Below are 12,963 nucleotides of genomic sequence, written 5' to 3' on the forward strand. Positions count from 1 at the left end.
AATGTTTGCAAATCGAACTTTAAGGAGCGTCTGTAAGTCTTTAATCTTGCTAACAATTTCTTAATTTCCTACACTAGCGCCATTCTTGATGCGCTGAACGAATCATGTTTCGGTCTGATTCCATTTTTTCCAGATTCTTCGGCTCCACGCCCTTGTCCGCCGTTGCCGCCGCGGTGTTGGTGTCGGTGTCGATGGTTGCAGCTCCCTTCGCTGAAGCTGCCAGCAAGCCTGCAAGCACGCAAAAAGCGTCTAAAAAGCAGGCAACTAACGCTAAAGTCACCAAGAAGTCCGCTTCCAAGGCTGTCAGTGCGAAGTCGCGCAGCAGCAAGGTCGCCAAGAGCGAAGCCGGCTCCGGCCGCAAGGTGATCGTGCTGAAAAACGGCAAGCGCCAGGTCGTGGCCGCCCACCATGCGGCGCCGGTCCGCGCCGTGTTCACGCCTGCCAAGCCGTCGCTGGGCGAGGCGATGGGGCTGCGCGACACCGAAGATGCGCTCGCGCTGCGCTCCAGTGTGGCGCTGGTGATGGACCAGGGCTCCAACGAGGTGCTGTTCCAGAAGAATGCCTCGGCGGTACTGCCGATCGCCTCGATCACCAAGCTGATGACCGCGCTGGTGGTGATGGATGCGCGCCTGCCGATGGACGAAGTGCTGACCATCACCGAGGAAGACCGCGACACCGAAAAGCACAGCAGCTCGCGCCTGCGCTTTGGTACGCAGCTGACCCGCCAGGAACTGCTGCTGCTGGCGCTGATGTCGTCCGAGAACCGTGCCGCCTCGGCGCTGGGCCGCCACTATCCGGGCGGGCTGCCGTCGTTCGTGCAGGCGATGAACCGCAAGGCGCGCGAGCTGGGCATGAACGACAGCCACTTCGTCGACTCGAGCGGCCTGTCGAGCAGCAATGTGTCGAGCGCCATGGACCTGGTGCGCATGGTCAACGCCGCGTACCGCAACCCGACCATCCGCGAGTTCTCGACCCAGACCGAGCATGAGGTCAACGTGATGGGCCGCAACCAGCATTACGTCAGCACCAACCGCCTGGTGCGTGGTGGCAACTGGGATATCGGCCTGCAGAAGACCGGCTTTATCTCCGAGGCCGGCCAGTGCCTGGTGATGCAGGCGCGCGTGCAGGGCCGCAATGTGGTGATGGTGTTCCTGGATTCGGCGGGCAAGCTGTCGCGCTTTGCCGATGCCAACCGTGTCAAGGACTGGCTGGAGCATTCGCCGTCGCACCCGCAGGGCTTTCCCTCTTCCCCTAACTTGACGCAGCGTCCGGGCGGCGCGCACGCGATCCTGGCTTCGCAGCAGGGACGCGGTATCTGATCGCTGACCTGCAATGAAAACGCGCCGAATCCCGGCGCGTTTTTTTATGCCGGCGCGATGGCGCTCAGAGCAGCTTGCCGGGGTTCATGATCCCGGCCGGATCGAATACCGCCTTGATCTCTCGCATCAGCCGCAGCTCCAGCGGATCCTTGACCGCCAGGAAGGCATGGCGCTTGAGCTGGCCGATGCCGTGTTCTGCGCTGATGCTGCCGCCGTAGCGCATCACTTCATCCAGCACGGCATCGGTCACTGCATCGCCCTGGGTCGCTGCCCAGTCCTTGGGAGCGCCGGCCGGGCGCGACAGGTTGTAGTGCAGGTTGCCATCGCCGAAGTGGCCAAAGACAAAGGGCCGGATTGCCGGGTCGAGCGCGCGCAGGCGGCTTTCCATTGACGTCATGAACGCCGGGATCTGTTCGATCGGCAGCGACACATCGTGCTTCAGGTGCGGGCCATCGGCGCGCTGCGCCTCCGAGATTTCCTCGCGCAGTTTCCACAGCGCCTGCAGTTGTGCCAGCGATGCCGAGACCGCCGCGTCGAGGCATAGTCCGCGCTCCAGCGCTGCGCCGATGACGCGCTCCAGCAGCGCGTTGAGCGCGTCCTCATCCGTGGTGTCCGCCAGTTCGACCAGCACATAGGCGGGGTAGCGCTGCGCGAACGGTTCCTGCACGCCTTCCGCGTGCGTCAGCACCAGGTCCAGGCATTCGCCGGTAAAGAACTCGAACGCCTGCAGGCGCGCGCCGCACTGCGCGAACAGCAGTTCATACAATGCCAGCGATTGCGCCGGCGAGCCCACTGCCGCCAGCACCACGCTGCGTGTATCGGTGCGCGGGAACAGCCGCAGGGCCGCCGCCGTGATCACGCCCAGCGTGCCTTCCGAGCCGATCAGCAGCTGCTTCAGGTCGTAGCCGGTGTTGTCCTTGCGCAGCGTGCGCAAGCCGTTGAACACCTCGCCGTTGGGCAGCACGGCTTCCACGCCCAGTACCAGCTCGCGTGTCATGCCATAGCGCACCACGTTGACGCCGCCGGCATTGGTGGCCAGGTTGCCGCCGATCTGGCACGAATCCTCGGCCGCCAGCGAAAGGGGCAGCAGGCGGTTCGCCTGTTGCGCCGCGCGGCGCAGATTGCCGAGGATGCAGCCGGCTTCGGCCACCATGGTGTTGGCGATGGTGTCGAGCGAGCGCACCGCGTTCATCCGGTCCAGGCTCAGCACCACGTTGCCGGCGTGGCCGTCGGGCGTGGCGCCTCCGCACAGGCCGGTATTGCCGCCGCGCGGCACCACCGGCACCGCCGCCTGCTGGCACAGCGCCAGCGTGCGCGAGACCTGTTCCACGCTGCGCGGACGCACCACTGCCTGCGCCTGCCCGCGATAGATGCCGCGCCAGTCAGACAGCCACGGGGCGACGTCGTCGGGGTTGGTCAGGACAGTGTCGGGGCCGAGCGCTTCGGCGAGGCGTTGGGCGAGTTGAGCGGTTTGCATGGTGTTCCGTGGTCTCAGGGCTGTGCGAGGGAAGGGCTGGCGGCGCGCGCGCGCAGCGTCAGGCCAAGACGCCGCGCCGCGTTCTGCAGGTGGGTGACGGCGGCGGTCCGGGCCGCTTCGGCGTCGCCGCGGCGGATCGCGTCGACGATGGCTTCATGCTCGCCCTGCACGCCTTCGGCCAGCCCGGGCTGGCGCAGCGTGTTGGCGCGCGCGGTGGCGACCGCCTGGTGCAGTTGCAGGTTCAGGTACTGCAGCAACTGGCGGTAGTAAGGGTTATGTGTCGCCGCGGCGATGCCGATATGGAAGGCCGCGTCGATATCGGCTGCCGGCTGCCCGTCGTAGAGGTGGGCATGCAGCCGCTGCAGCAGCGCCGCCAGTCCGGCAATGTCGTCGTCGGTGCGGCGCACGGCCGCCAGCGCGGCCGCGGCGCCTTCCAGGTCGATGCGCAGGTCGTACAGGTCGGCGAGGCTGGCGGCATCGATATCCGGCTCGCGCGGCAGCTGGAACCCCGCCGCTCCGGTACGCGAGCGCACCGTGCAGCCCACGCCCTGGCGCGTCTCGACAAAGCCCTGCGAGCGCAGATGCTCCGTGACTTCGCGGATTACCGCCGCGCTGACGCCATATTGCTCCGAGAGCTGCTTGCCGGTTGGCAGCCGTGTGCCGACCGGGTATGCGCCGCTTTCAATATCGGCGCGCAACTGGCGGGTGACCTGTTCGGTGAGGGTGACGGCACGGGTTCGCATAACCGTCGATTATAAGGTTTGCTGGTTATCTGAGAACTAAGGGTAAACCTTTGTGTGTGATTTGCCCGATGCCGCAAGCAACAACGCGCGGGGCGCCATCGCTGGCGGCCCGCGCGTCGTGGCGCTCTGGTAGAAGTCAGGCAGTCAGGCCGCGGCTTCGGACACGTAGCCCATGCCGCGCGAGATCTGCAGCGCGGTTTCCTTCAGGTTCTGCAGCCAGCTGTCCTGGAGCCGGTCGGCCGGGGCCGACAGCGACAGGCCCGCCACCAGCCGGCGCGAGTCGTCGTAGATGCCGGCGGCAATGCAGCGCACGCCCAGTTCCAGCTCTTCATTGTCGCGGGCGTAGCCGTTGGTGCGGACCCAGTTCAGCTCCCGCTCCAGCTTGGTCAGGTCGGTGATCGAGGTCCGGGTATGTCCGGCCAGCCCGGTCCGGGTGGCGTAGTTGCGCACGCGCGCCGACTCGTCGGCGGCCAGGAACAGCTTGCCGACCGAGGTCAGGTGCAACGGCGCGCGGCCGCCGATGGCGCGCACCACCTGCATGCCGGAGCGCTCGCTGTAGGCGCGCTCGATATACACGATCTCGTCGCCCTGGCGTACCGACAGGTTGACCGTCTGCCCGGTCACGCGGTGCAGCGCGCGCATCGGCGCCAGCGCCGCGTCGCGCACCGACAGGCGCGCCTTGACCAGGTTGCCCAGTTCCAGCAGGCGCATGCCAAGGCGGTAGCTGCCCGGATCGGAACGATCGACGAAACGGCAGGCCACCATGTCGTTAAGGATGCGGTGCGCGGTGGAGGGGTGCAGGCCCGTGGCCAGCGACAGCTCTTTGAGGCTGACCGGGTCGGCGTGCTGGGCGAGGGCGTCCAGCAGGGTCATCATGCGCTCGATGACCTGGATGGACGTCTTGCCGGGTGACTTGTCTGCTTCGGACATAGTGAGAAAGAAGAAATGTTGCTTTGCGGCATTTTTAAGTGTCTGCCTGATTCTATCTCGCATCGTGAAAATTTCAATAGGTGAAATGACATTACGGTAAGAATCGCGCCGTGATGTCGCCTGGAAAAGTGATGTATTTCGTACCGCATTCATGCCGGCGATGAACCGTTTGTGCGCCACGCGCGGCCCAAGGCGCGCATAATTGCGGGGTTTTGGGGTCTGGAGAAGCCAACAATGCGAGTCGGTCTGTTCGCCACCTGCCTGGTGGACCTGATGCGTCCGGAGATCGGGTTTTCGGTGCTGAAGCTGCTGGAAGCCGCGGGCTACGAGGTCATGGTGCCCGAGGCGCAGACCTGCTGCGGCCAGCCGGCGTACAACTCGGGCGAGCGCGCTGTGTCGCGGGACCTCGCGGAGAAATTCCTGCGCGAGTTCGAAATGTTCGACTACATCGTGGTCCCGTCGGGAAGCTGCGGCGGCATGATCCGCCACCACTACGGTGACCTGCTGCGCGACGATCCGGAACTGAACGGCCGCTATGAGCGCCTGCGCGAACGGGTGTACGAGTTGACCGATTTCCTGGTTAACGTAGCGCGTGTCGAGACACTGCCGTCCGGCTTTGCCGGCCATATCACCTATCACGATTCCTGTTCCGGCCTGCGCGAGCTGGGCGTCAAGCAACAGCCGCGCGAACTGCTGGCGCGCCTGCCTGGCGTGCAGCTGACCGAGATGAAGGACTGCGAGGCCTGCTGCGGCTTCGGCGGCACGTTCTCGGTCAAGTACGGCGACATTTCGACGGCCATCGTCGACGAGAAGTGCGCCAACATCAAGGCCAGCGGCGCCGATGCCGTGGTGCTGGGCGACCTGGGCTGCATCCTCAATATCGAAGGCCGGCTGCGCCGCACCGGCGACAGCCAGACCCGCGTGCTGCATATCGCCCAGGTGCTGGCCGGCGACGCCTGACAACGAGAGACGCCACGATGCAAGTTCACAGCATGGAATTCAAGGCGCGGGCCGGCCAGAAGCTGGCCGACCAGCGCCTGCAGCAGAACCTGAAGAAGCTCTCGACCAAGTTCGTCACGGCACGCGCCGACGCCATCCGCGATATCGACTTCGACGCCACGCGCGAGGCGCTGAAGGAACGCCGCAACCGCGCGCTCGAAAACCTCGACGTCTGGCTGGCGGAATTCGAGCAGAACGCCACCAGGCGCGGCGCCACGGTGCTGTTCGCCGAGACCACCGCCGACGCCGCGCGCCTGGTCGCCGAGATCGCGCAGAAGCATGGCGTGAAGAAGGTCATCAAGAGCAAGTCGATGGTGACCGAGGAAATGCGCCTGAACCAGGTGCTGGGCGAGATGGGCGTGCAGAGCATCGAGACTGATCTCGGCGAGTACATCCTGCAGATCAATGACTCGGAGCCGCCGTCGCACATCATTGCGCCGGTAGTGCACAAGGACAAGGACGAGATCGCCGACCTGTTCGCCAGGGTCCACCACAAGCCGCGGCTGACCGATATCCCGGAGATGACCCGCGAGGCGCGCGAAGTGTTGCGCCCGGAATTCCTGTCGGCCGACATGGGCGTGACCGGCGGCAACTTCATCATCGCCGAGACCGGCTCGGTGGCGGTGGTCACCAACGAAGGCAACGAAGGCATGTGCACGGTGATGCCGCGCGTGCACGTGGCCGTGACCGGCATCGAGAAGGTGTTGCCGACGCTGGAAGACCTGGCCACGGTCATGCGCCTGCTGCCGCGTTCGGCCACCGGCCAGGCGATCTCCAATTATTTCTCGCTGCTGACCGGCCCGCGCGCCGAAGGCGAGCGCGACGGTCCCGAGCATATGTACTTCGTGCTGGTCGACGGCGGACGCTCGGGGCTGATCGGCGGCGACTTCCAGGAGATGCTGCGCTGCATCCGTTGCGGCGCCTGCATGAACCATTGCCCGGTCTACCAGAAGATCGGCGGCCATGCCTATGGCTGGGTCTATCCGGGGCCGATGGGCAGCGTGCTGACGCCCAGCTACGTTGGCCTTGCCAATGCGGTGGACCTGCCGCAGGCGGCGACCATGTGCGGCGAGTGCAATCGGGTCTGCCCGGCTTCGATCCCGCTGTCGGACCTGCTGCGCAAGCTGCGCGAGAAGCAGATGGAACGCGGTCTGCGGCCGTGGCAGGAGCGGTTTGCGCTGAAGGCCTGGGGCTACGTGGCGAAGCGGCCCGACCTGTATGCCTTTGCCACCCGCATCGGTGCCTGGCTGCTGGGCCGCATGGGCGGCGGCAACCGGCTCATCACCAGCCTGCCGATGGCCGGCAAGGGCTGGACCGAAACCCGCGACATGCCGGCCCCGTCGGGCCGCACGTTCCGCGAACTCTACAAGGAAAGGAGGGCGCGTTCATGAGCGCAGCCAACACGGAAACGCTGGCGCGCATGCGCGCCGCGCTGGACCAGCACGTTGCGGGGTCGATGCCCGCGCAGGAACTCGTACGCGCATGGCGCGATGCCGGCAGCGGGCTGGCGCTGCCGCCCGTCTATGGGCAAGCGATGGAGGAACTGCTGCGCAGGCTGGAGATGTCGGCGGTGTTTGCGCAGGACAGCTGCTCGTTCTCGAGCAGTGCGGTGACGGACCAGCTGGCGCGGTGGCTGGACAAGGCGGCGACGGCCTGAGGCCGCAACGCTTCGCCGCGGCCGCTTCCGCAGTCGCCCCCGCGGCTCAACGCTTCATCATCCCCGTCAGCGTCTCGACGAATTCCAGCGACAGCCGCGACAGCGGCTCCGTCTGCACATGGAAGATCTGCACCGAGGCATTGACCCTGGTGCGGATCGGCACGGCAACGATATTGGGCCAGTTCGCGCCGAATACCGTCATGGCATCGACCAGCGCTATGCCGGCACCGGCCTGCGCCAGCGCGCGCGCCACATGGGCCTGCTCCACCTGCACGCGCATGTCGGGCTGGTCGCCATCGTTGCCGAACATCTCGTGCACCAGCAGCGCGAACGGCACATCGGGCCCATAGCCGATCAAATCTTCGCCGATCAGGTCGGCGGGACGCACCCATTTGCGCGTGGCGAGCCGATGTCCCACCGGCACCAGCGCCACGATCTCGTTCTTCACCAGCAGGCGCGCCTCGAGGTTGGGATGCGTCAGCGGCATGTTCGACACCGCCAGGTCTACCTGTCCCGAGAGCAGCGCGCGCAGCATGTTGCCGGGAATCTGCGTGCGCACCACCACGCGCACCGCCGGGTGCGCGGCGCGGAAGGTGGCAATCGCGCGCGGCAGCACGGTCTGCCCCAGGTTGGGGCTGCATGTGATGCGCAGGCTGCCGGTGCGGTTGGCGGCGAGGTCCTCGGCGATCTCATTGACGCGCTCGATCCCTTCATAGACCGCATTGACTTCGCCAAGCAGGCGCCGGGCTTCCGGCGTGGGGTAGAGCCGGCCCTTGGTGCGGCGGAACAGTTCGAGGCCGAGCCGCTGTTCGGTGTGCGACATCAGCCGGCTGATGGCCGGTTGTGACACATAGAGCAGCTTGGAGGCGCCGCTGATCGAACCGGTCAGCATTACCGCGCGGAAGACCTCGATCTGGCGCAGGTTCATTTTCATGGCATTAACCTGATGTTAAGGCAGGCGGACATATAAGCATATGACAGTCAATGGCGCCATACCTACACTGGACTCCATCGATACACCAACATACTGATCTGGAGAGCGGGGACCACATGGCTGATATTCATCTCACCTACCTCAACGGCCGGGACATTGCGCGGCTGGAAATGACCGACGCCGAAATCATCGATGCGGTGGAGCAGGCACTGGTCGCGCAGGGCAATGGGCAGACCGTGATCGAGCCGCGCGTGCACCTGATGCCGGACCCCGCCTTCAATGGCCACTTCAACGTGCTGCGCGGCTACGTGGCGCCGTTGGGGCTCGCCGGCGTCAAGGTCGTCGGCGATTTCGTCGATAACTACAAGCTCGGCCTGCCTTCGGAGATGGCCATGCTGAACCTGTTCGATCCGCGCACCGGCATGCCGGTGGCGGTGATCGACGCCACTTTCATCACCGATGCCCGCACCGGCGCGCTGACCGCGATCGGCGCCAGGCACCTGGCACGCCGCGACAGCAAGGTGCTGGGCCATATCGGCGCGCGCGGCACCTCGTACTGGAACGTGCGTTTGCTCGACAGCCTCTATGACTTCGACGAGATCCGCGTGCATTCGCGCCGTCCGGAAAGCCGCAATGCCTTTGCCGAGCGGCTGGAGCGCGACCTCGGCAAGAAGATCGTGGTGACCGAGGACTGGGAGTCATGCGTGCGCGGCGCCGATATCGTGGTCGAGGCGTCGCGGCTGGAACGTCCGACCCCGATGCTCAAGACCGAATGGATCAAGCCCGGTGCGTTTGTCGTGCCCTACGGCACCATGAGCGCGGTCGAGCTGTCGCTGACCGACATCATGACGCGGATGGTGGTGGACGACTGGGGCCAGTGCAAGAGCGGCATGTTCGGTTCGCTACGCGCGCATGTCGAAGCGGGCAAGCTGTCGGAACAGACGCTCTACGGCGAACTGGGCGAGATCGCCGCCGGCCGCAAGCCGGGCCGCCAGAGCGACGACGAGACCAACCTGTTCTGGCACCGCGGCCTGTCGCTGAGCGATATCGCGCTGGGACACGCCATCCTGAAGAAGGCCGAGCAGCGCGGACTGGGCCAGAAGCTGGTGTACGCATGATCGCCAATGCCCGCATGTACGCGGTAACGCCGCAGGCCGAAGCGGCTTGGCGCGCGCTGCTGGCGCGCGTGTCCGGGCGCGCGGGCGTGGCATTGCCGTATGTCGAGCATCCCGCGCCCGCGCCGGTCAGCGCCTTGTGGTCGCGGCCGGATTGCGGCTGCGTGTTCATGTGCGGCTATCCGTACGCGAGCGCGCCGGTAACGCCGCAGTTGCTGGCCGCGCCGGTTCCGTCCCATCCGCGCTACGACGGAAGGCCGGTTTATTTTACGGAGTTCATCGTGCGCGCCGATGCGCCGGTGCAGTCGCTGGCGCAGACCTTCGGCGGGCGGCTGGCATGCATGTTGCCTGAGTCAAACTCGGGCTATAACGCGCCGCGCCATTACCTGATGCGGCTGGCACCGGCGGGTACGCAGGCACTGTACCGGCCCGCTGCGAGGGCCACGCCAACGCCGCGCGAGGTCGTCGATGACGTGCTTGCCGGCGATGCCGAACTGGGAGTCATCGACAGCTATGTGATGGACCTGCTGCGCCGCTATGACCCCGGCCTTGCCGCGCAACTGAAGACGCTGGCGCTGACGCCGCCTGCTCCGATTCCCGTGCTGGTCGCATCGGCCGGCGCCGATCCGCAGCAGTGCGCGCGCGTGCGTGCGGCATTGCTGGAGATACATGAGGATGCCGCGGGCGCCGCGCTGCTGGCCGCGTTGGGGCTGGCGCGCTTCGCCGCGGCGCAGCCCGCCGACTATGCCTGCTTGCCTGAGATGGCGCGTAAAGCGGACTTGGCCGGCTTTGCGCTGACGGAGCCAGCCGCCGGAGAGCGGAGCATGGGGTAAGCAACGCGTCGGACCGCGCACGGCCATCGACCATAACCAGGCTGCCAGCGCGGTGGAGGAGCCATAACCTGATCTGCCAAATTGGGGAAACCGTCATGAAATCCGCTGTGAAATCCGCTGTGAAGCCTTTCCAGAATCCTGACATCCGTCGCCTTGCCATGCATTGCGTGTTCGCCTGCGCGGCGGCCTGCGCGACATGGCTGGGCGCGGCGGCGGCGCATGCCCAGCCGCCGGCGTATCCCGCCAAGCCGGTGCGCATCGTGGTGCCGTTCGCCGCCGGTGGCCCGGCGGACGTGCTGGCCCGCGCCGTCGGCGAAGGCATCGCCAAGGCCACCGGCCAGAGCGTGCTGGTCGAGAACAAGGCCGGCGCCGCCGGCACCATCGGTGTCGACATGGTGGCCAAGGCAGCGCCGGACGGCTACACCATCGCGCTGGTGCCGGTCGGGAATATCGCGGTGAATCCCACCCTGATGCCGAACCTGCCTTACAAGCAGGCTGACCTGGCGCCGGTGGCAATGCTGGCCACCGCCGAAAACGTGCTGGTGGTCAACGCGGGCACCCCGGCCAGATCGCTGGCGGAACTGCTCAAGCTTGCCGCGCAGAAGCCCGGCGAACTGAGCTTCGCCTCGCCCGGTGCCGGCAGTCAGGCGCACCTGGCTGGCGAGCTGCTCCAGCTCGATGCCAACGTCAAGCTCAACCACGTGCCATACAAGGGCGTGAGCCCGGCCATGACCGATGTGGTCGGCGGCCAGGTGACGATGATGTTTGCCCAGATGTCGGCGGCGCTGCCCTATATCAAGGCAGGCAAGCTGCGCGCCTTGGGCGTGGCCGGCGCCAGACGCTCGACGGTGCTGCCCGATGTGCCGACGATCGCCGAGCAGGGCTTCCCGAAGTTCGAGGCGGTGTCCTGGTACGCGTTGATGGCGCCGGCGGGCACGCCGCCTGAGATCGTGCGCAAGCTCAGCCAGCACGCCGACGCGGTGCTGGCCGACGCGGCCCTGAAGGAAAAGCTGGCGACGCTGGGGATGGAGGCGGCGGGCGGCACGCCGCAGCAGCTGGCGGCGGCGATCCAGAAGGAGAGCGCACGGTGGGCAGGGGTGATCAGGCAGCGGCATATCACGATCGACTGATCGATCGCGTGACACTCGGGCGCTGACCGGAGCAAAGAAAAACGGGGAGCCGAAGCTCCCCGTTTTTCTTTGCGCCAGGAAAATCACCCCAGCAACAACGCATCATCATCCAGCTGCTCATGCCGCGTCTGCTCGAACATCTTCAGCAGGTCCGGTACATCCAGCCCCTTGCGCTTGTCGCCCGAAACATCCAGCACCACCTGCCCCTGGTGCAGCATCACCGTGCGCTGCCCGTAGTCCAGCGCCTGGCGCATGCTGTGCGTCACCATCATTGTCGTCAGCTTGCTTTCCTCGACGATGCGCGCGGTCAGTTCCAGCACGAAAGCGGCGGTCTTCGGGTCCAGCGCCGCGGTGTGCTCGTCCAGCAGCAGGATGCGCGACGGCTGCAGCGATGCCATCAGCAGGCTCACCGCCTGGCGCTGGCCGCCGGAAAGCAGGCCGATGCGGTCGGTCAGGCGGTTTTCCAGCCCGAGGTTCAGCAGCCGCAGCTTCTCGCGGAACAGCTCGCGCGAGGCGCGGTTCAGCGCCGGGCGGAAACCGCGTCTGGCGCCGCGCGCCATCGCCAGCGCCATGTTCTCCTCGATGGTCAGCGCCTCGCAGGTGCCGGCCATCGGGTCCTGGAACACGCGCGCCACCAGGTGCGCACGGTCCCATGCCGGCTGGCGGGTGACGTCGGTGTCATCGATGGTGATGCGGCCCGAGTCGACCATCTGGTCGCCGCTGATCGCGTTCAGGAAGGTCGACTTGCCGGCACCGTTGGAGCCGATCACGGCGACGAACTGGCCGCTCGGGATTTCCAGCGTGAGGCCGCGCAGCGCGCGGGTCTCGATCGGGGTGCCCGGGTTGAAGGTGAGCTTCAGGTCTTGTGCGCGCAGCATCTCAGGCACCTCCGTTCTTGCGGGCAAACAGCTTCTTGCGCGTGGCCGGCAGCACCAGCGCGATCGTCACCAGCGCGGCGGTGACCAGGTTCAGGTCCTGCGCCTTCAGGCCGATGAAGTCGCTGTTCAGCGCCAGCGCAATGAAGAAGCGGTACAGGATGGCGCCCAGCACCACGGCCAGCGTGGTCCAGATCAGGCGGCGCGCCGGCAGCACGGTTTCGCCGATGATCACCGCGGCCAGTCCGATCACGATGGTGCCGATGCCCATCGAGATATCCGAGCCGCCCTGGGTCTGCGCGAACAGCGCGCCGGCCAGTGCCACCAGCGCATTGGACAGCGCCATGCCGGCCAGCGTGGCGCGGCCGGTGGCAATGCCCTGCGCGCGGGCCATGCGCGGGTTGGCGCCGGTGGCGCGCATCGCCAGGCCCAGCTGGGAGCTGAAGAACCAGTCGAGGCCGAGCTTGGCGATCACCACCACGATGAACAGTACCAGCGGACGCAGCACGTAGTCAGGCATCCATTCCGGCTGCAGGATGGTGAACAGGGTCGGCTCGGTGATCAGCGGCACGTTGGGGCGGCCCATGATGCGCAGGTTGACCGAGTACAGCGCGATCATCATCAGGATACTGGCGAGCAGGTCCATGATCTTGAGCCGCACATTGAGCCAGCCAGTGATCCAGCCGGCCAGCGCGCCGGCGGCGATCGCGACCACGGTCGCCAGGAACGGGTCCTGGCCGGCGGCGATCAGCGTCGCGGCAACGGCGCCGCCGAGCGGGAAGCTGCCGTCAACGGTGAGGTCGGGGAAATTGAGGATGCGGAAGGAAATCAGCACCCCGAGCGCCACCAGGCTGAAGATCAGGCCGATCTCCAGGGCGCCCAGAAGGGAGAAAAGGGACATGGGGGAATCCTGTTGCGGGGGCCGGCGGCTACCCTGGCGCCGGGTTGGGA

13 protein-coding genes are annotated in these 12,963 nt (G+C 66.4%); 7 read left to right on the plus strand and 6 right to left on the minus strand.

Translation table 11 applies throughout. The annotated features are described in order from the left end of the window. Nucleotides 1-104 precede the first annotated feature (104 nt). A complete protein-coding gene (pbpG, locus tag VSR71_RS07850) occupies nucleotides 105-1,319 on the plus strand; it encodes a D-alanyl-D-alanine endopeptidase (RefSeq protein WP_342913330.1) in 1,215 nt (404 codons plus the stop codon). Nucleotides 1,320-1,383: 64 nt separating this feature from the next. On the opposite strand, the gene VSR71_RS07855 is transcribed toward pbpG, so the two are convergent. The 3 genes from VSR71_RS07855 to VSR71_RS07865 form a co-directional block, all read right to left on the minus strand. Further along, entirely contained in the window at nucleotides 1,384-2,796 is a 1,413-nt protein-coding gene (locus VSR71_RS07855; RefSeq protein WP_342913331.1) for an FAD-binding oxidoreductase, read from the minus strand. A gap of 14 nt (nucleotides 2,797-2,810) precedes the next feature. Next, nucleotides 2,811-3,539, minus strand: coding sequence for a FadR/GntR family transcriptional regulator (locus VSR71_RS07860; RefSeq protein ID WP_342913332.1), 729 nt, complete (start codon nucleotides 3,537-3,539; stop codon nucleotides 2,811-2,813). A 144-nt stretch (nucleotides 3,540-3,683) separates the two neighbouring features. Continuing rightward, nucleotides 3,684-4,469 carry an IclR family transcriptional regulator gene (locus VSR71_RS07865; RefSeq protein WP_029047693.1) on the minus strand — a complete coding sequence of 262 codons (786 nt, stop codon included), beginning with the start codon at nucleotides 4,467-4,469 and terminating at the stop codon, nucleotides 3,684-3,686. Between the two features lie 234 nt (nucleotides 4,470-4,703). Here VSR71_RS07865 and VSR71_RS07870 point away from each other — a divergent pair, with 234 nt between their 5' ends. The 3 genes from VSR71_RS07870 to VSR71_RS07880 are packed head-to-tail and all read left to right on the plus strand — an operon-like array spanning nucleotide 4,704 to nucleotide 7,125. After that, nucleotides 4,704-5,429, plus strand: coding sequence for a (Fe-S)-binding protein (locus VSR71_RS07870; protein ID WP_342913333.1), 726 nt, complete (start codon nucleotides 4,704-4,706; stop codon nucleotides 5,427-5,429). 17 nt (nucleotides 5,430-5,446) lie between these two features. Beyond that, the gene (locus VSR71_RS07875) at nucleotides 5,447-6,859 is read left to right on the plus strand and encodes a LutB/LldF family L-lactate oxidation iron-sulfur protein (protein ID WP_342913334.1); all 1,413 of its coding nucleotides are present in this window, start codon (nucleotides 5,447-5,449) and stop codon (nucleotides 6,857-6,859) included. Next, the gene (locus tag VSR71_RS07880; RefSeq protein ID WP_342913335.1) at nucleotides 6,856-7,125 is read left to right on the plus strand and encodes a hypothetical protein; all 270 of its coding nucleotides are present in this window, start codon (nucleotides 6,856-6,858) and stop codon (nucleotides 7,123-7,125) included. The genes VSR71_RS07875 and VSR71_RS07880 overlap by 4 nt, the downstream gene beginning before the upstream one ends. A gap of 46 nt (nucleotides 7,126-7,171) precedes the next feature. Here VSR71_RS07880 and VSR71_RS07885 read toward each other — a convergent pair whose 3' ends face one another. After that, nucleotides 7,172-8,059: a LysR substrate-binding domain-containing protein gene (locus VSR71_RS07885; protein WP_342913336.1), complete on the minus strand. Its 888-nt coding sequence runs from the start codon at nucleotides 8,057-8,059 to the stop codon at nucleotides 7,172-7,174. Between the two features lie 116 nt (nucleotides 8,060-8,175). On the opposite strand from VSR71_RS07885, the gene VSR71_RS07890 reads away from it, so the two are divergent. The 3 genes from VSR71_RS07890 (at nucleotide 8,176) to VSR71_RS07900 (ending at nucleotide 11,137) form a co-directional block, all read left to right on the plus strand. Then, nucleotides 8,176-9,177, plus strand: a complete 1,002-nt coding sequence (locus VSR71_RS07890) for an ornithine cyclodeaminase family protein (protein ID WP_342913337.1) — start codon at nucleotides 8,176-8,178, stop codon at nucleotides 9,175-9,177. Further along, a complete protein-coding gene (locus tag VSR71_RS07895; RefSeq protein WP_342913338.1) occupies nucleotides 9,174-10,007 on the plus strand; it encodes a phosphate/phosphite/phosphonate ABC transporter substrate-binding protein in 834 nt (277 codons plus the stop codon). Before VSR71_RS07890 ends, VSR71_RS07895 begins: the two co-directional genes overlap by 4 nt. 158 nt (nucleotides 10,008-10,165) lie before the next feature. After that, nucleotides 10,166-11,137 carry a tripartite tricarboxylate transporter substrate binding protein gene (locus tag VSR71_RS07900; protein WP_428979367.1) on the plus strand — a complete coding sequence of 324 codons (972 nt, stop codon included), beginning with the start codon at nucleotides 10,166-10,168 and terminating at the stop codon, nucleotides 11,135-11,137. 83 nt (nucleotides 11,138-11,220) lie between these two features. Here the strand turns inward: VSR71_RS07900 and VSR71_RS07905 are convergent, their stop codons facing one another. Continuing rightward, entirely contained in the window at nucleotides 11,221-12,015 is a 795-nt protein-coding gene (locus VSR71_RS07905; RefSeq protein ID WP_342913340.1) for an ABC transporter ATP-binding protein, read from the minus strand. A gap of 1 nt (nucleotide 12,016) precedes the next feature. Beyond that, entirely contained in the window at nucleotides 12,017-12,913 is an 897-nt protein-coding gene (locus VSR71_RS07910; RefSeq protein ID WP_133096814.1) for an ABC transporter permease, read from the minus strand. Nucleotides 12,914-12,963: the final 50 nt, after the last annotated feature.

The sequence above is a fragment of the Cupriavidus oxalaticus genome (genome assembly GCF_038900635.1).
In the GTDB taxonomy this organism is placed as follows: domain Bacteria; phylum Pseudomonadota; class Gammaproteobacteria; order Burkholderiales; family Burkholderiaceae; genus Cupriavidus; species Cupriavidus oxalaticus_B.